Source organism: Spirosoma flavum (assembly GCF_042686045.1).
Taxonomy (GTDB): domain Bacteria; phylum Bacteroidota; class Bacteroidia; order Cytophagales; family Spirosomataceae; genus Spirosoma; species Spirosoma flavum.
On sequence record NZ_JBHUOM010000023.1, the window covers coordinates 843,620 to 860,081 of the forward strand.

At 45.9% G+C, this 16,462-nt stretch carries 15 protein-coding genes; 7 read left to right on the forward strand and 8 right to left on the reverse strand.

All coding sequences use genetic code 11. The annotated features are described in order from the left end of the window. Positions 1-816: 816 nt before the first annotated feature. From ACFS25_RS24235 to ACFS25_RS24250, 4 genes are all read right to left on the reverse strand, one after another. A complete protein-coding gene (locus ACFS25_RS24235; RefSeq protein WP_381507075.1) occupies positions 817-4,086 on the reverse strand; it encodes a hypothetical protein in 3,270 nt (1,089 codons plus the stop codon). Between the two features lie 112 nt (positions 4,087-4,198). Next, complete coding sequence (locus tag ACFS25_RS24240; protein WP_381506165.1) at positions 4,199-5,263, reverse strand: NAD(P)/FAD-dependent oxidoreductase; 1,065 nt, start codon at positions 5,261-5,263, stop codon at positions 4,199-4,201. An 87-nt stretch (positions 5,264-5,350) separates the two neighbouring features. After that, positions 5,351-6,064, reverse strand: a complete 714-nt coding sequence (gene cmk, locus ACFS25_RS24245; RefSeq protein ID WP_381506168.1) for a (d)CMP kinase — start codon at positions 6,062-6,064, stop codon at positions 5,351-5,353. Between the two features lie 121 nt (positions 6,065-6,185). Continuing rightward, positions 6,186-6,752: a GNAT family N-acetyltransferase gene (locus ACFS25_RS24250; protein WP_381506171.1), complete on the reverse strand. Its 567-nt coding sequence runs from the start codon at positions 6,750-6,752 to the stop codon at positions 6,186-6,188. 361 nt (positions 6,753-7,113) lie between these two features. Here ACFS25_RS24250 and ACFS25_RS24255 point away from each other — a divergent pair, with 361 nt between their 5' ends. Genes ACFS25_RS24255 through ACFS25_RS24265 form a run of 3 tightly spaced genes read left to right on the forward strand, consistent with a single transcriptional unit; the run spans position 7,114 to position 9,756 of the window. Continuing rightward, entirely contained in the window at positions 7,114-8,589 is a 1,476-nt protein-coding gene (locus ACFS25_RS24255; protein WP_381506174.1) for a histidine kinase, read from the forward strand. Between the two features lie 12 nt (positions 8,590-8,601). Next, positions 8,602-9,384 (forward strand): LytR/AlgR family response regulator transcription factor, encoded by a 783-nt coding sequence (locus ACFS25_RS24260; protein ID WP_381506177.1) that lies wholly within the window; start codon positions 8,602-8,604, stop codon positions 9,382-9,384. Between the two features lie 30 nt (positions 9,385-9,414). Further along, a complete protein-coding gene (locus tag ACFS25_RS24265) occupies positions 9,415-9,756 on the forward strand; it encodes a translation initiation factor (protein WP_381506180.1) in 342 nt (113 codons plus the stop codon). A 64-nt stretch (positions 9,757-9,820) separates the two neighbouring features. Here ACFS25_RS24265 and ACFS25_RS24270 read toward each other — a convergent pair whose 3' ends face one another. Then, positions 9,821-11,326, reverse strand: coding sequence for a peptide MFS transporter (locus ACFS25_RS24270; RefSeq protein WP_381506183.1), 1,506 nt, complete (start codon positions 11,324-11,326; stop codon positions 9,821-9,823). 103 nt (positions 11,327-11,429) lie between these two features. Beyond that, on the reverse strand, positions 11,430-12,389 hold the full coding sequence (locus ACFS25_RS24275) for a Kelch repeat-containing protein (protein WP_381506186.1): 960 nt from the start codon (positions 12,387-12,389) through the stop codon (positions 11,430-11,432). A 143-nt stretch (positions 12,390-12,532) separates the two neighbouring features. Between ACFS25_RS24275 and ACFS25_RS24280 the strand changes: the two genes are divergently transcribed. Then, the gene (locus ACFS25_RS24280) at positions 12,533-13,186 is read left to right on the forward strand and encodes a peptidoglycan DD-metalloendopeptidase family protein (protein ID WP_381506189.1); all 654 of its coding nucleotides are present in this window, start codon (positions 12,533-12,535) and stop codon (positions 13,184-13,186) included. A gap of 17 nt (positions 13,187-13,203) precedes the next feature. Here ACFS25_RS24280 and ACFS25_RS24285 read toward each other — a convergent pair whose 3' ends face one another. Next, positions 13,204-13,998 (reverse strand): alpha/beta fold hydrolase, encoded by a 795-nt coding sequence (locus tag ACFS25_RS24285; RefSeq protein ID WP_381506192.1) that lies wholly within the window; start codon positions 13,996-13,998, stop codon positions 13,204-13,206. A 331-nt stretch (positions 13,999-14,329) separates the two neighbouring features. Here ACFS25_RS24285 and ACFS25_RS24290 point away from each other — a divergent pair, with 331 nt between their 5' ends. The 3 genes from ACFS25_RS24290 to ACFS25_RS24300 all read left to right on the forward strand — a co-directional run bounded on the left by ACFS25_RS24290 (position 14,330) and on the right by ACFS25_RS24300 (position 15,748). Next, entirely contained in the window at positions 14,330-14,584 is a 255-nt protein-coding gene (locus tag ACFS25_RS24290) for a hypothetical protein (protein ID WP_381506195.1), read from the forward strand. Next, entirely contained in the window at positions 14,577-14,966 is a 390-nt protein-coding gene (locus tag ACFS25_RS24295) for a DoxX family protein (protein WP_381506198.1), read from the forward strand. Before ACFS25_RS24290 ends, ACFS25_RS24295 begins: the two co-directional genes overlap by 8 nt. 68 nt (positions 14,967-15,034) lie before the next feature. Continuing rightward, positions 15,035-15,748, forward strand: coding sequence for a hypothetical protein (locus ACFS25_RS24300; protein WP_381506200.1), 714 nt, complete (start codon positions 15,035-15,037; stop codon positions 15,746-15,748). A 58-nt stretch (positions 15,749-15,806) separates the two neighbouring features. On the opposite strand, the gene ACFS25_RS24305 is transcribed toward ACFS25_RS24300, so the two are convergent. Further along, positions 15,807-16,331, reverse strand: coding sequence for a hypothetical protein (locus ACFS25_RS24305; RefSeq protein ID WP_381506202.1), 525 nt, complete (start codon positions 16,329-16,331; stop codon positions 15,807-15,809). Positions 16,332-16,462 lie beyond the last annotated feature (131 nt).

Sequence of the window (16,462 nt, forward strand, 5' to 3'; positions counted from 1 at the left end):
GTGGTTTTCTGAGGAAATTCTTAGCAGTCCTTCAGGTGTCTACAGAGCAACCTGTTAAAGAGATCAACGACGAACAGCTTTTCTGCAGAAAGAGCGTATTCTGATTTGGCAGAACCTTCTTGTGAAGCGGTTTTGATATGTATCTTACTAATCGTCCAGTGAAGCTAGTTATCTGTTTTCGTTGACCGGCTAATGCGTGGTGTTCTGCAATAGGTGTGCAGCTAGCCACAAGTTCAGTACGATAGGTAAAGAGTGTAGATACTGCTTCCATCCGCAACGTAATTTGGAACGATTCACTATTTGCAAAATGAGCGCTATAAGTTATTCAGACCAGCCAATTAATGATAAGTCACCTTTTGCCAGTCTAAAATCGAATTAATCTAGCTGCCTTTTTAAAAACTAACTAAAACTATGCCAAACTATACTGTTAGTTACAACCTTTCTTGTTATCAGTTCTAATATCCTGTTTTCAAGTCGCCGTGAGCACACCACCGTTTTATTACACATTGGCATTTATTCTATTTTTAATGTTACTCGAATACAGCTAACATCTAATCAAGGCAGCAATAAGTGATTAGCTAAAACTATGCCAACTATTTTGCATTCATATGCCTGATAGTTACTTATAGTTAATATAATTTTAAATTTAGCAATAATTAATTTATTACTGTTGTGAAGAAATAATCAGTATTCTATCCACAGGGTGTTTTTATAAAATATGGGCAAGGCAGGGTATAAAGGGCTATTATTTCGTTAGTGTATGGGCAAAAAAATAGCCACCCCTTTCAGAGTGGCTAGTAGAAAATTTGCTTCAGTTTAAAAATCGTAGCCAAGCGTCAGGTAGGGAATTGGCTTGCTGACAGTGCGATCTTCAATACCCCATCCGTAGTCGAACTTAACAAAGTAGCCAAAAATCATCGTTCTTATACCAGCTCCATAACCAATCAGGAATGGGTTTTTAAAGTTGGTCACTGTAGCCCGGAAGGGTATACTCCCTCCACCAACGATTTCCGTATTCAAGCTATTTTGCTTGCTAAATGGTCCGCTCCCCGTCCAGGCGGTTCCAATATCCGTGAAAGCAACTAATTGTAAGTTACGCAAAAAGTTAGAGGTTATGTTACCTCGATATAAATACCGAACCAGGGGCAAACGGAGTTCGGCGTTGAACAGCATATAGCTGTTGCCCGTTAATTTTCCCTGATTGAAGCCCCGTAGAGGAGAGGCAAAATCAAGGAAGAAGACATTGCGGTAATCATACGGGACTTCATTTCGCGTAGTATTCGGAACCAGCAATGGATTAGATGGGATAGGCTCTTTCTGACCGCCAATCCAGTTTTCCATACCACCTAACGTACTTTGCTTGGGTGAAGCACCACCAGATTGACTGAACGAAAAGCGGGTAGCCAGAATTAAATCGCGATGGATACGCTGATAGTGACGTAAATCGAGCGACAAGCGCCGGAACCCATCCGATGAACTCCGCAAGCCAGCGTATTCCTCAAACCGAAGTTTTAGTTTTGTGCCGACTATCATATTCATCCCGTTCACTTTTGTGTTATCGAATACAAATTCACCCCGTAACCCGGCATAGTCAGAAACATGATCTGGTTCAGCAAACGAAGACAAATCAATCAGCCGGGTAATAGCATAAAAGGGTGACACTGTAAAGCGGCTATTGACCGAAATTGGGTATGACGCCGATACAGCAACCCGGTTGTACCGATACTTTTGAAGTATGCCCGCCCCATCAACGAAAAGAGTTTGCCGATCAACACGGGCACCGTAATCAATCCGATGGGTGAGGTTTGTGTATTCTGCAAACAAATCACTGTTTCTCAACGTATTCGTCAGACTTACGAATCCACCAGCACGAAGCACATGATTCTCCAGTAAATCGGTTAGTGTAACTTCCTGAGCATACCCAAATCCCTTAATCGGGTCAACGCGAAAGCTAGACGGTGCTTCATTAATCCCAAATGTACCTTTATAATCAAATGGGCCACGAATCGTGATATTTTCCCGGCGTCGATTGCGTGGCAGAGGGGTTGTCAGACCAGGCGAAACACCCGCTATCGAACGACGCTGACGATTTTCAGCAGCCTTTATTGCTTCCGGGTCGAACTGGTAATTATCGGTATCAACTTCACCCGGCTCTAAAGCCAACTTGTTTGTCAGCGGAGGTTGTGCACCAGCGGTGCGGGCCGCCGTGCTTGAGTCGGCAGTAGCTCGACTTGGCTGTACGGTCGTATCATTTTTAGCCTGTCCAACACGAGTCGTACTCGACACGTTTGACCGATTCACCGCACTGCTTCGCTGAGTGGGTGGTGCCTGAACCGTTTGGTTTAGAGGTAGTTGCGAACGGAAACCAATATATTCATCACCATTTTTCAGGCTGCTGTAAACGAACCCGCCATTTGCAGGTTTGAGGTCATACAGCCGAATACTTTCAGGGAAAGCAGTCACTTGACTGACTGCCTTCGTTTCGGTTTCAAGTCGATATAAGTTACGAATACCACCTGCATCATTCAGAAAATAAACGGTTGCTTCGCTGGCAGGAATAGGCTGCGTTGCCTGAGAAAGTGAATCGGTCAGGCGAACGAGCGATAAATCGCGGGCACTGCCCTCATGCGAAAACAGACTTAAGCGATCGTTAATTGTTCTGTACGAACCTTTGTCAACACCCAGTGTATCATCTTTCCGGTTGGAGCTAAACACTATTTGCTGAGCCGTACGGCCAACAAACGCCGGGTATAAGTCATCGTACAGGTCGTTGGTCAATTGCTGATAAGAACCCCGGTTGATACTATACAAAAACAAATCGTTCTGCCCTTTACGGTCGGCACTCATGATCAGGCTTCCGCCATCCTCGGAAGCATCCATCCAGACAACCTGCGATAATCCGTTTACCTGCCGCTTAAATTGTCGTTTAGGTCGTTTGTCAAAGTTGCCGAATTGGTACAGATTTGTTTTACCCAGTTCGTCGGTAATAACAAGCAGATTATTGTCACGCTGCCAGGCCAGCAAGGGAGTACTCGTCTGCGTTGTTTGCCCGTCAAGTCGATACCCCCCGGACAGAATAGTGTTCTTTTTTCGATTTGTGGTGTTTACTACTTCAACGCTAAATTTACCATCGCGCTGAATTGAATAGGCAATAAATTGTTTATCAGGGCTTAATTTCAAGTTAATCAGTAGAGTCTTGTCGTCGGCTGAGCCTACTTTAATTTTAAAATCGTCCGTACTAGCACGGTACGACTGCACCACGCTGTTTGCCATACCGGCGTAATACTCCCGCCATTCGCGCAAGAACCGATTATAGGGCACTCCCAATGTACTGGAAATGCTGCTCTGCTCATTACGAATAATGCGCGTCAGGTTTAGAATATTTGACACGTTATCGCGTCCATACCGTTGAACGATGTAGTTCCAGATTGAATGTCCAACCCGCTCGGCATCGGCACCAACTAACAAAGAAGGTTTTTTGACGGGACGATTTAGCGAAATATCACGCATATAATCGTCCAGTTCCAAGCTGTTTCCCTGAGCAATATAGGCTGCAATACCGGGCATAAACCAATCGGGCAGGGTCAATAAAAGGGAGCTTTGAAGTGCATCTTTAAGACTCCCTCCATACAGCATATCGTACACGAACAGCATAGCTATGTCGCGGACAATCTGCTGCCGAAAGCTAATTTGATCGCCCGTAAAAGCCAGTTCGACGCGGGATTTGGATAGGTTTTGTTCCCGACTGGTCAAGCCGCCCTGAGCCGTAAGTCCAATGTTGCTCTGAGCCAGTTCTTCCGGTGAGTTAAACAGGAAAATTTTGACACGATTGTAGGGTGTATATCCCAGCAGTTCCGTAATTCGGTCAAACTCCGATTCGGCATACTGCGCTGTCAGGTTAGCGATCTGGCTGCCATCCTGATAATAATATATCTCAAAATTAGATGTTCGGATAATTTTCCACTCAAAGCTGCGGTACTGAATGCGATTTTTTCCAAATCGCTCCAACGACGGATAGTTTTGTGCTGTAGCCACGCTCAATCCGCTCAGCCACAAGCCCAACATCAGTATGTATTGATTTCGCATAACGGGTATAAGAAGCGCTGACTGAGGATTTTTCAGGTCAACGTTTACGGTAAAAGACATTCATGTAGGCTGGCCTTGCTGATCTAACAAAGAACCACTATCGGAAAACTAATCAACTGCCATGATATAACGAAGCGCACCGGCTAATATTCGCTTCTGACTCCAAATCTTCACCGTCCAAAAGATGGCGGGCAAACTGTTCTGCAAGATATGGCGCCAGCGATACGCCCTTGGTCCCCATTCCACCAAAGATGCCCATCATTGGTTGAGTAGGATGCAACCCGATAAACGGTCGTCGGTCTTTGGTTGATGGCCGAATTCCTGCCTGTTGTGCAACAACCTCATAGGGAACTTTCAGAATACCAGCCAATTTAGTTTCCAGATACGCTCGGCCATCGTCGGTCGTTTGCCAATCTAAATCATGCCAGCTATAGGTTGCACCAATTCGGATCAAGCCTTTTCGAACGGGCAAAATGAAAAGTCCCTGATTAACAATCGTTGAGACAGGATAATTCTCGACAGTGGCGGTCAGAATCTGTCCTTTTACAGGGTTGTAAGGAAGCCAGTTGAATAGTGGATTTTCACGCGCCAGAACGCCATCACAAAATATAACTTTATGAATTTTAATGTCTTTCCACTCGACAGTATAATCAGTAACTTTCAGATCATTTAATTCTACCCGCCCTTCAAAATATTGATTTTTCCTGACAAAATAGCCTTTGATAATCCGAACAAACTCAGTTAGATCCACCCACCCAGATTGGGTTACCTCTAAGCCACCGAATGCATTATTTATATAGGGACTATACGCCTGATTGTCAACAGAGTTTGATACATATTGTTGAACATCAGGATCAGTTGTCAGCGCCAGATAGTCTGCTTGCTCGCCGGTAGACCTGAATGGGCGGTAGATATTTTTAGGATGGAAAAACTGAACTCTCAGTTGTTGCTCAATGTCGCTATAAAATTGGTGCAGGAATGGGAATAATTCATCGGCTTTCCAGGTGCGAACAAGTTTACGACCTGTTAAGGGATTAACGATGCCAGCCGCCACTGCTGAGGCCGAAGGGAGCGCAGGATCGTCGGCCAATAGCACTGAGCAGCCCCGCTGGTCGAGTGTCCAGGCCAGCACTGACCCCGCTATACCTTGGCCTATAATCAGAAAATCAACGGTCATACGATTTGGTGAAGTCGATGAAACAAGGCAAGTGAGTGCTGTCTTTTGCTAACATCAGTACACGTCTGCAACTCATTACTTCATCAATTATTTCTTACCATGAGAACGATTCTCACGGTGCAACTCCGACAGTCGACGGTCTGACTGCTCGATTACCCAATCCACCTGCTCCTCAATAGTCATGTGCGATGTATCCAGCAGGGTAGCGTCGGGTGCCCGCACAAGTGGGCTTTCGGCGCGGGTGGTATCGATAAAGTCGCGCTTTTCGAGGTTCTTAATAATGTCCTCCAGATTAACCAATTCACCCTTTGCAAGCAACTCCTGCTGTCGGCGACGGGCACGGGTATAGGTATCAGCCGTCATAAATACCTTTACTTCAGCGTCGGGAAATACTTTCGTGCCTATATCGCGGCCATCCATTACAACACCCCGTCGGCGACCCATTTTCTGCTGCTGTGCTACCAGTGACCAGCGTACTTCAGGAATAGCACTTACTTCGCTGACGATATTAGAAATGTACATTTTACGAATCTCTTCCTCCACGTTTAGACCGTTTAGGTAAGTTTCGTTCCTGTCTGTGCGGTTATTGTGGTTGAATGTAATATGGATTTCGTCGAGCGCAGCGGTAATTTCTTTATTGTTGAAAAGTGAAACCCGTTCCCGAACAAAAAAAAGGCTGACAGCTCGGTACATCGCGCCCGTATCAATATATCCATAGCCCATCCGGGCAGCTACAGCCTTGGCAGTTGTGCTTTTTCCGCAACTGGAATACCCGTCAATGGCGATAACTATCTTCGGCATGAAAAATTGGTCCGCCGAAGCGGTGATGATTTGAACAAAATAAACACAAAAATTATGTATAGTCACGTACTTTTCCTGCCGACAAGCCTCAGTCGGTTAACGATATCGCCAAATCTGGCAACTAATAGCCATTGACTGACTGCTTTAGCTCTTGGTGCTCTGACCGGAGTATGGCAAAAATATGCTCGTCTAAATACTGGTTATTTTTAACCGCAGCTTTTCGGTGAATAGCCTCATGTTGGTATCCGGCTGATTTAAGCACCTGCATCGAACCAATGTTACCTTCAAGAACGCAGGCAAAAATGCGATTAACCTGAAAATTACGAAAAACGTAGTTCGTCATAATTGGTAAGGACTCGGTCATGATGCCACGTCCCCAATAACCTTCACTAAGCCAGTAGCCAATTTCGGCATTATACCGGTAAATATCGTCTTTAATCGTGAAGCCAATGTTACCCACGGCTTGTCCATCTATCTCAACAGCGAGGTTGTTAGGCTGCTGATACGATTTATTGGAGCGCACCCACGAATGGGCATCACGTGGCGTGTAGGGATATGGAAAAAAGTCGCGGACGTTGTTCCAGATATGCCGGTTGCTGGCATGGCGAACCAACGACTCCTCATCGCCCTCACGCCAGGGACGCAGTTGGCCGACAGAAAGCGGAAACGTAATCAACGTAGTAGTCAAAACGTGATAGTCAAAGTCAAAGGAAGCATAAGGGCAATTACATCACTAACAACGTATGAATCCAAATGTTACCCCAAATTTATCCCTCTCCTTCTCTATTTCATACCATACTTACCGGTATTCGTCGGAAAAAATAGGCAGTTGGTCATTGAGCGCAGTAGTTTTGGCTAATCCCATCAGAGCAGTTTGATAACGGGCCAGCACACCTTGCTCAGCATTGAAGCAGGCCGTTGAAAAATTTGCTACTTTTAAAGCAGTCAGCGACTATGGCTTATTTGGGGTCAGAAGCAACTTGAACCACTAGTAGCGAAATCGCCGAGATGAGTTTTTGTCATACTGACAAAGTAATGCACTATTTCTTATGACCCGCGAACAACTCATCGGAACGATTGGCAAAAATGGCCGACGTCTCAATATGATGGCCTCAGACCTGGCTAATTTTGATTTCAGTGGCCTTGATCTGACGCAGGCTGATTTCCGATTTTCGAATCTTGAGAAGGCTAATTTTCACGGAGCTATTCTCCGCGGGGCTGATCTGAGTTTTTCAAACCTTGAAGGAGCCACTTTTTCCGACGCCGATTTGTATGAAGCTAACCTGAGCTTCTGCGCCTTGGAAGATGTCGATCTGAGCGGAGCCAATGTGGAAGGCGCTAGATTCAATTTTGCCGGACGCAGCAAATATCGGCCCCCTACAGAAGCCCGGCCAGAAACCATAACTCTAACAACTATCCTGCAAAAATCGGGCTGGGGTACCCTCATTGGTGCTTTACTCGGTGCGCTGTTGACATACGGCTGTAATGCCATTATCTATTTTACGCACCTGATTTGGATAGCTACAGACCCGCTTATGGCTGGTTTATACCGATTCCTGATTGTGCAAAATGTGACTGATGGAGCCGTTGTCTTTTTATTGACATGGGCTTTATCGGGGTGGCTTTCCCGCCAGTTTCAACTTATCTGGCAACGGCATGTAGTTGTCAGTCTGGCGGTTATGGGTAGTTTTTTTATTGTCAATGCTGGCCTTTATACGCTGTTAGGAAAACCTTTCATTGATGAATTGATGAAACGACCGGGTGGAATTGAGAAAACGGCAGACTGGTATATATTCCTGTTGGGCGATCTCTTAATTGCCAATTTTTTTCTATACGTCCTTCAACAAGGGCGGCAGTTAACTCAAAAGCTTTCCGAGCAGGAATTCCAATTGCTCAACATGGAGAAGTTGAAAACTCGCGCCGAGTTAGATGCTTTACAAGCTAAAATCAACCCGCATTTTCTCTATAACGCCCTTAACAGCATTGCCAGTTTAGTGCATGAAAACCCTGACAAAGCCGAAGAAATGACGCTTTTGCTCTCAAAACTCTTCCGCTATTCGACTGGGCGAGATGGCGAATTATTTGCCACACTAGCCGACGAACTGGAAATGGTTCGAACCTATCTGCAAGTGGAGCAAGTACGCTTCAGCAACCGCCTTACATTTACGGTTGAAGTTTCTGACCCAATCCTGAATGAGCTACGTTTACCCCAGTTTCTGTTGCAGCCCATCGTTGAAAATGCCATTAAACACGGTATTGCCAAACGCGCTGATTTGGGTCGCATCGACGTTCGCATCTATGACAAAAATGGGGAGTTACACCTTTGTGTTCACGACAATGGTCCGGCTTTTCCCGACGATATGGGCGCTGGTTATGGGCTACGGAGTATTCAGGACAAACTGAAATTACTTTACGGCGATGATGCGCGCGTCGAACTCCAGAACTGGCCTCTCAAACAGGTATTAATCTCTATTCTGATGACTAAAATTCGGAGTATCCACGACGTTGTAATACGCGATTCTTAATCAAAACGAGCGATGACACTTCCGCTAAGAACTATATTGATTGATGATGAATCACTGGCAGTCAGTCGGTTGCGTCGTTTGTTAGATAAACATCGTGATAATATCGAGATCATAGGTGATGCGGCCAATGGAGCGCAGGGACTAACGCTCATCGAAAGCCTACAGCCTGACTTGATTTTTTTAGATATTGAAATGCCCTTGTTAAACGGTTTCGAGATGCTGGCTCGCCTGACAACTATGCCGATGGTTGTGTTTGCAACCGCTTTCGATCAATATGCCATTCGCGCCTTTGAAGAGAACTCTATTGATTACTTACTGAAACCTATTGAAGCCGACCGTCTGACCCGAACGGTACAAAAAATCAGGACACTGGTGGAACGGGCAGATGTGAATCAGCCAGTAATGAACCCTATGTCGGAGAGTGTTATGAGGTTGCTGACGCAGATGCAGCCGAAGAAAGAAATCTATTCTATTTCGGTAAAAACAGGCGAAAAGATCAAGTTGGTCCCCCTCTCCGACATTGCGTATTTTGAAGCTGAAGACAAATATGTGTTCGTGGCTACGATGGACGGGCAGAAATTTCTGACAACCTATACGTTAACAACACTTAACGAAAAACTGCCCGATACATTCGTACGTATCAGCCGATCGGTCATGATTAACCGACATAAAATTTCCGAAATTCATCGCCACTTCGACGGAAAATTCATGCTGGCAATGAGCGACAAAAAAGGAACGAAACTTACCTCCGGCGGCACGTATGGCGATGCCGTCCGACAATTATTAGAGTTGTGAGCAATGCAGCGTTTTCGGTATTTTTGCCCTATGAGCAAGAAAAACCGAAACGTCACCGGCATTCTATATTCTACTGATCCGGATTTCCAATACGAGTCCAACGAGCAGCCCGAAGCTGAAACGTTGCCCCCAGCCCAACAGAATCTCAAAATCTGGCTAGTCAAGATGGGAGGCAATAAAGTAGTGACGACCGTGCGTGACTTTGTTGGTACCGATGCCGACTTAGCTGATCTGGGCAAACAGCTAAAAGCCGCCTGTGGGGCAGGCGGCTCAAGTAAAGACAACGAAATTCTGGTTCAGGGCGACCACCGCGACAAAGTGATGGTGTGGCTTACCGGCAAGGGCTACAAAGCAAAAAAAGCAGGCGGGTAAATAAACGCATAAAAAACTGTTATGTAGAGGGTAAAATAACTCGCTTCGCTTACACAGGTCAAGCCTATTTAATTCCTCCCATCCATTTCTGCAATGGCTTAGCGAAGAATAGCAGTATGAAGCCAGATACCAGAGCAAAAATGGCAACGCCCTGAAACATGGTAGGCATTTGCCGAACGTTTTTCTCATCGAAACCTCCCGCAAACAAGCCAGCAATGAGATTCCCCAGCGACGTGCCAACGAACCAGATACCCATCAACTGACTGGTATAACGCTTGGGTGCCAGTTTGGAGAACGCACTCAATCCCACCGGGCTCAGAAACAACTCGCCGAGGGTAAAAAACAAGTATGCAGACGACAGATATATAGGCGATGTGCGCGTGCCCGTTAAAGCCAATTTGGAAGCAAATACCATGATGACATAAGCCAGACCGAGCAAAATCAGGCTCGTTGCGAATTTAGCGGGCACCGAAAAATTAATCTTTCGGTTCGCCAGAAAAATCCAGAGCATGGCCAGAACAGGCGAAAGACTGAGAACAAAGGCGGGATTAAGGTTTTGAAACCAGCTCGATGGCATCTGCCAGCCAAACACATTGAGATCGGTGAAGCGATCGGCGAAAATTTGTAGCGATGAACCTTGTTGCTCATTTCCGGCCCAAAACAATGCTGATGCCAGGAAGAATACGAATAACACGACCACCCGCTTTTTCTCGACAGCATCCAGACCACCCGCTACCAGGAGGTACGCGAAGTAACCCAAAGCGATCAACGAAATAATGGTTCCCATCGCCTGGGCCAGCCCCAACGCGGTGGTCATGTCTAAAATACCAGTCAATTGGAGAGTCGTCAGCACCACGACTAAAATGGCTAAAAATGCCAACAGTGAGCGATTGCCATTTGAGGATTTCCCCTCTTCTATTTTCGGCTGGGCAATATAGTTACCATGCTCACCGAGGAATCGCTGCCCGAACATTTGAAATGTGACTATGCCCAAGGCCATCGCTATGGCAGCCGCACCAAAACCGTAGTGCCAGCCAACTCGCTGTCCCAGATACCCGACAATCGAAATACCGAGCAGTGAACCGAGGTTGATACCCATGTAAAAGATTGAGAAAGCGGCATCTTTACGCGCACCGCCTTCGGGATACAGCTCACCAACAACGCTGCTGATATTTGGTTTGAGCATCCCCGTGCCCATAGCTACTGTGCAGAGACCTGCATAAAATAACCCCGGACCAGATGGAATAGCTAGGATGATGTGGCCGAGCATGATAACCAACCCACCGTATAAAATGGACTTACGTTGCCCAAGGATGTTATCAGCTATCCAGCCGCCGGGCAGTGAAAGCAGGTAAACAGATGCAGTATATATTCCATAAATGGCAGCTCCTTCAGCTTCATTTAGTCCCATACCACCCCGAACATTATCGATCAGAAACAGCAGCAGAATAGCCCGCATTCCGTAATAGCTGAACCGCTCCCACATCTCCGTGAAAAACAGAACGAAAAGGCCCATCGGGTGACCAAAAAGGGTAGCCGTGCTGACGGGCTTATCAATAGTAACTTCCATGTAGTTGGGTTAAAAAATCAGTTTGCCGAAGAATATAGAGCTTTTGTAACGAAAAATAGTTGTAAATATACCCTTAATGGCTGAATCCGGCAAGACTTACCGGTTAGAGGTTTGGCTCAAATTCCCACAAGTCATCTAGCGATTTTGTACCATTCATACCCGTAGTAACATAGCCTTTCGCCCCAACAGAAAACCCAATAGCCCTCGTCCGAGCTACTCCTCCAAAAGATGGTTTTCTCGTCCAGGAGTCGCTACCAGGGTCATATGCCCAAAGTGCATTGTCAGCCGAACCCGTTACCAAATAGCCTGTATTAATGATGGCAAAACCTACCCCGTATGCTCTTTGGATAGATGTATTGGCAACATTTTGGCGTTGTATCCATAAGTCTTTTGCCGAATCATATTGCCAGAAATCGTTTTGATTGACAGCCTGTGTGCTTCCTGTTCCAACATAAGCAAGATTATTAATAACGAACGTAGCCGCTCCAATCCGTGCACTTCCACCAAAATCGGCTTTGCGTGTCCAAGTATCCGTGGCCGGGTCATATTGCCACAAATCACGCTGTTCATTTCCGTCAAAACCTGTACTAACGAAGCTCTTTGCACCAATGGCAAACGCCACCGCCGACCGCCGGGCCGAACCACCAAAATCGGCGATGCGCTTCCAGGTATTTGTGATCGGGTCATATGCATAGAAGTCTCGAAGCAGGTTGCCGGAAGAACCATCCTTACCCGTGCCAATGTACCCTTTTGTGCCAACCGAAAACGCAACCGCTTCACTACGGGCTTTAGCCGGAAAATTTGCCCTTTGACTCCAAGAATTAGTAGAAGGGTCGTATTTCCAGAAATCGATGAGAGATTGACCGGAATTATCCACTCCCGTGCCCATATAGGCTACATTGCCAGTTGTAAAGGAAATGGCAGAATTGCGGGACACACCTTCAAATTCGGACTTGACAGTCCAAAACCCTGTCTGAACAACGGTTACAGTTCGGGTATTACAGGTTTGTAGCAGCAGACTCACGCTAATACATAGACCGAAAAGAGTAATAGTACGTTTCATGGGCTTAACATATCAGTTTACGTAGAAACGGTGTTATACCTTCCAACCCACTCAATCTAATCAAGTCTTAACATATTTTAAGGCAAAGTTTCTTATGTTTAGCTTGGGTCCCAAAAACGCCTACTTATAGATTGTATTTACCCATGCTACTCCCCTTCGATTTCCAGCAAGACCCATATCTCATCCTTGACTTCTCGGCTACTAACCCTGACCTCACCACACTTGACCTGACCAATACGGCTACTTTTTCAGCGTATGTATTTGGAAAAATGCAGGCAGCGGGCGCAAAGGTTGGCGTAGGCGGCTATAACGAACATCGGGTTATTTACCGTCGAAGCGAACATTTTACCAATACGCACAAGGGAGGATCAGAAGAACCACGCGAAATTCACCTCGGCATTGATTTCTGGGCCGAAGTCGGAACGCCTGTTTTCGCCCCCTTAGATGGCATCGTGCACAGCTTTCAGGATAACGCTCACTTCGGTGATTATGGACCAACGATTATTTTGGAACACGCAACTACCAATCAGCCACTCTACTCATTATATGGCCACCTCACGCGTTCATCGCTGGATGGGTTGTTTGTAGACAAAGCATTTAAAGCGGGCGAGAAACTTGCGGAGATCGGCCCTTACCCCGAAAATGGCGACTGGCCTCCGCATCTGCATTTTCAGCTCATGACCGATATGCTCGGCTTGAGAGGTGACTTCCCCGGCGTTTGCTCACTAACCGACCGGGCTAGGTTTCTTGCCATTTGCCCCAATCCCAACGACTTGTTAGGCATCGAAGACTTGTAATTTAATTGGCTATTTTGTCACTTCGTTAAAAACGATACCACTGCTTTTGCAAATTCCGGTGTGCGCATGGCCCCGCCATGGTCGCCCGGCACGATGACTAAATGAGAACCGGGAATGGCATCGACCAAGGTTTGTGGATCGCCGTTATCCTTGTCTTTATCACCATTGACGACGAGTACCGGAATCTTAATTTTCCCTAATTCAGCACGACTCGTTACCGGCTGAAACTCCTGCAAACGAGCCAATACGACCGTATCTGCACCCGATTTTTTGGCATAGTCAATGGCGCTCTGCAACTCAGGATGGCTGCCGGGTTTGGTCAAGGCTTCATGGAAATTCTTACGCCGAAACCAGTTGGGATCCGAAAAATCAACGCTGATGCCGCCCATAACCGCTCGATGCACCTGCTTATCCATTGTCAGCAGTTTAGCCGTTAGGATAGCCCCACGCGAATAACCGACCACGTCGTAATTCGTCAGGCCGAGGTGTTTCATCAAAGCCATCACATCTTTAAGTTCGGCATTATCGCGGTAGGCTTCGGCGGTGTGAGGCTTGTCAGACTGGCCGTTACCCCGCAAATCGAGCATTACAACTTTAAAACCGGCATCGGCTAATGCCTGCCGGACAGGTGTTCGTTTCCAACTTTCGCTATTTGAAATAAATCCGTGTAATAAGACAACGGGTTTACCCTCGCCCAAAACATCGTAATGAATTTTCGTACCATCGAAGGACGTAAAAAGTGTCTCAGGGGTTGTTTGGGCACGAACGAGACAGGAAAGCAATAAGCTGGCAAGTAAAAAAAAAGGTTTCATGGAGTATTCCAATCAATAGTGAAGCTTTAGTCAACCAAATAAGTCTAACCTTTATCTATTCTACCGCGTTATCTTAATCACAACTTAATACTCAGTTCACAAATTGGCCGTATTGACCCCAATAACATCCTAAATCAGAGTGGACCATTTACGACGAAAGATGAGGATGACGAAGAGGTTAATAAGGGCGATTTGGACGATGAATATAGTGTCCCAACTGGTGAACACGATCATAATCAGGACAATAACTACGCCTGAGATGGCCACGTAACCCGATCTGATAGCGTTTAGGTCTGTGAGGTTTATTTATTAACTTTCATTTATTAGCAGTATGAACCCCAACGAGACTACAAATTACAATCCAGCCGACGATGATAATCAGGGCGTTGTTCAATTAATGGCGCAAGGTGAAGCCGCTGGAGGTGGCGTCGCACAGGCCGAGTACATGAATCCAATCGTTAACCAGGGGCCTGAACCCGAAAAAGCCGAAGTCAATGATTCCGATACGGATGCTAATGGCGTTAGTGAGGATTTGCTGACGGAGGAAGATGTGGAAGATGGCGATGTAAAAGAAAACAATGACTAACACCCAGTTAGCTCAGCTCGTCATACGAATCGGCTTGGGCATTAACATGCTTATGCATGGCCTTGTCCGCCTTCCTAAACTCACCGCATTCGTTGATAAAACGGAAGCGGGATTTGCCAGTACTATCCTGCCAACTTTATTAACGAAAGGGTTTTTATACACACTTCCTTTTGCTGAATTAGCCATTGGTATCTTGATTCTTTTGGGGGGACAATTAATTAAATGGGGCTACTTCGCTGGGGGAATTACCATTGGTGCTTTATTATTTGGCACAACTCTTAAAGAAGATTGGTCGGGTGCCGGTTCGCAAATGATCTATGTTATAGCCTTTTATCTGGCTTTACGCGGTCTGGATTCATCGGGACGGAGCCGTTCGAGATAATGTTTGATGTAGCCTTACAACGGTTAGCAACGCGTGGGAGTCTGTAAAGCAAACAAACCGAGTTACTAATGAAATCAACGTTGTTTCTAGTTTCTGCTCTAACGGGTAGCTTACTCACATTTACCGCTTGCCATCAGGACAATAATGTACTGCCGTCAGGTTTCCCCTATCAATCTTCTTTTCAACGCGACAATGATGGGTGGGTAGCGGAGATTACCGATTATAGTGTTGATCAAAAAGACATTATGGAGTTTAAATCGGCTTATAAGGGCTTACCGACTCCATTAGATACAACCCGTAAGTCATTAATGCTTGAGAGTATGAACCGCAGCGACGATGCGTTCATGTTTCTTAAAAAGAAAGTGACAGGTCTTCAGCCTAACAAAGACTATTCGCTGCTTTTTGAGATCGAATTAGCCTCCAAGTATGCAACTAATTCGATTGGTATCGGTGGCTCACCGGGAGGCAGCGTTTTTCTAAAAGCAGGTGCATCATCTATTGAGCCTGTCAAAGAATTGAAAGACGACTTTTATTCGCTCAATGTTGACAAGGGTGCACAGAACAACGAAGGTACGGCGGCCATTTTGCTGGGAAACATTGGCGTGGGTGACGACGCCACAGCATACAAACTTATTACGCGTTCCAACGCTGATAAACCCTTCACGGCTAAGACCAATGCACAGGGTGAACTCTGGCTTATTGTCGGTACAGATTCGGGCTTTGAAGGCTTAACAACCCTATATTACAGCAGCATTAAGGTGACGACGAAGACTATACTATAACTGATTTTTTACATGTAAAGCAGGCCATTACTTTCTGAGTAGTGGCCTGCTTTCTTTGTTAATCTGAGCATTTACCCAACGACCTTGTCTTACCTCGGTCAAGTTGCCAGCAGTTGCCATATACATCTGCGTAACGAACCCGAAAATGGAATGAACTGTCATTTACAACATTTTTCAGTTTATAACTAAGCGGCTCATCATCCCGACTTAATTTAAATAAATCAAGTTCATCACCTGCTTTTAGCACTGTTTCCGGTTCAGGATCACTATAAACATACCCACCATTCAAATGGCCAGCTTGCTGAAATAGTACTAAAGAAAGGGTCTCGTACTTTTTCCCCCGGTAAAATATACTAATAGACTTTATTATGGCTGGCCCTATGCCCTGATTACCTATCGAAAAAGAAAAGTTTAAATCGAGAACGTTATCACTAGTTGCAATTCTTGGCCACACTGAAGCCTCCTGTTGTTCGCGGGCAATCTTCGTCTGGAAGATAGATACCACTAGCGCGGCCAAGCTTAAGAAGGTGGCCGAAATACCAAGAAGCAGTTCAATATTGATGCGTCGCCGGGGTGTAGCCATAAGCAGATAGACTATAGGTGCTGAATGCCCGAAATAACGTAAAGTTTCCGATATTTGTCCAGCCTGCCCGGAACGTACCCACCTGGCAGATTGTTAAAAATATGTTGCAGCGGTGCAAAAACCAGGCAATT

What these genes read in the sequence shown, in the direction of transcription:
- ACFS25_RS24235 (WP_381507075.1), bottom strand. Translation starts at nt 4,086, where the DNA reads ATGCGAAATCAATACATACTGATGTTGGGCTTGTGGCTGAGCGGATTG.
- ACFS25_RS24240 (WP_381506165.1), bottom strand. Translation starts at nt 5,263, where the DNA reads ATGACCGTTGATTTTCTGATTATAGGCCAAGGTATAGCGGGGTCAGTG.
- cmk (WP_381506168.1), bottom strand. Translation starts at nt 6,064, where the DNA reads ATGCCGAAGATAGTTATCGCCATTGACGGGTATTCCAGTTGCGGAAAA.
- ACFS25_RS24255 (WP_381506174.1), top strand. Translation starts at nt 7,114, where the DNA reads ATGACCCGCGAACAACTCATCGGAACGATTGGCAAAAATGGCCGACGT.
- ACFS25_RS24260 (WP_381506177.1), top strand. Translation starts at nt 8,602, where the DNA reads ATGACACTTCCGCTAAGAACTATATTGATTGATGATGAATCACTGGCA.
- ACFS25_RS24265 (WP_381506180.1), top strand. Translation starts at nt 9,415, where the DNA reads ATGAGCAAGAAAAACCGAAACGTCACCGGCATTCTATATTCTACTGAT.
- ACFS25_RS24270 (WP_381506183.1), bottom strand. Translation starts at nt 11,326, where the DNA reads ATGGAAGTTACTATTGATAAGCCCGTCAGCACGGCTACCCTTTTTGGT.
- ACFS25_RS24275 (WP_381506186.1), bottom strand. Translation starts at nt 12,389, where the DNA reads ATGAAACGTACTATTACTCTTTTCGGTCTATGTATTAGCGTGAGTCTG.
- ACFS25_RS24280 (WP_381506189.1), top strand. Translation starts at nt 12,533, where the DNA reads ATGCTACTCCCCTTCGATTTCCAGCAAGACCCATATCTCATCCTTGAC.
- ACFS25_RS24285 (WP_381506192.1), bottom strand. Translation starts at nt 13,998, where the DNA reads ATGAAACCTTTTTTTTTACTTGCCAGCTTATTGCTTTCCTGTCTCGTT.
- ACFS25_RS24290 (WP_381506195.1), top strand. Translation starts at nt 14,330, where the DNA reads ATGAACCCCAACGAGACTACAAATTACAATCCAGCCGACGATGATAAT.
- ACFS25_RS24295 (WP_381506198.1), top strand. Translation starts at nt 14,577, where the DNA reads ATGACTAACACCCAGTTAGCTCAGCTCGTCATACGAATCGGCTTGGGC.
- ACFS25_RS24300 (WP_381506200.1), top strand. Translation starts at nt 15,035, where the DNA reads ATGAAATCAACGTTGTTTCTAGTTTCTGCTCTAACGGGTAGCTTACTC.
- ACFS25_RS24305 (WP_381506202.1), bottom strand. Translation starts at nt 16,331, where the DNA reads ATGGCTACACCCCGGCGACGCATCAATATTGAACTGCTTCTTGGTATT.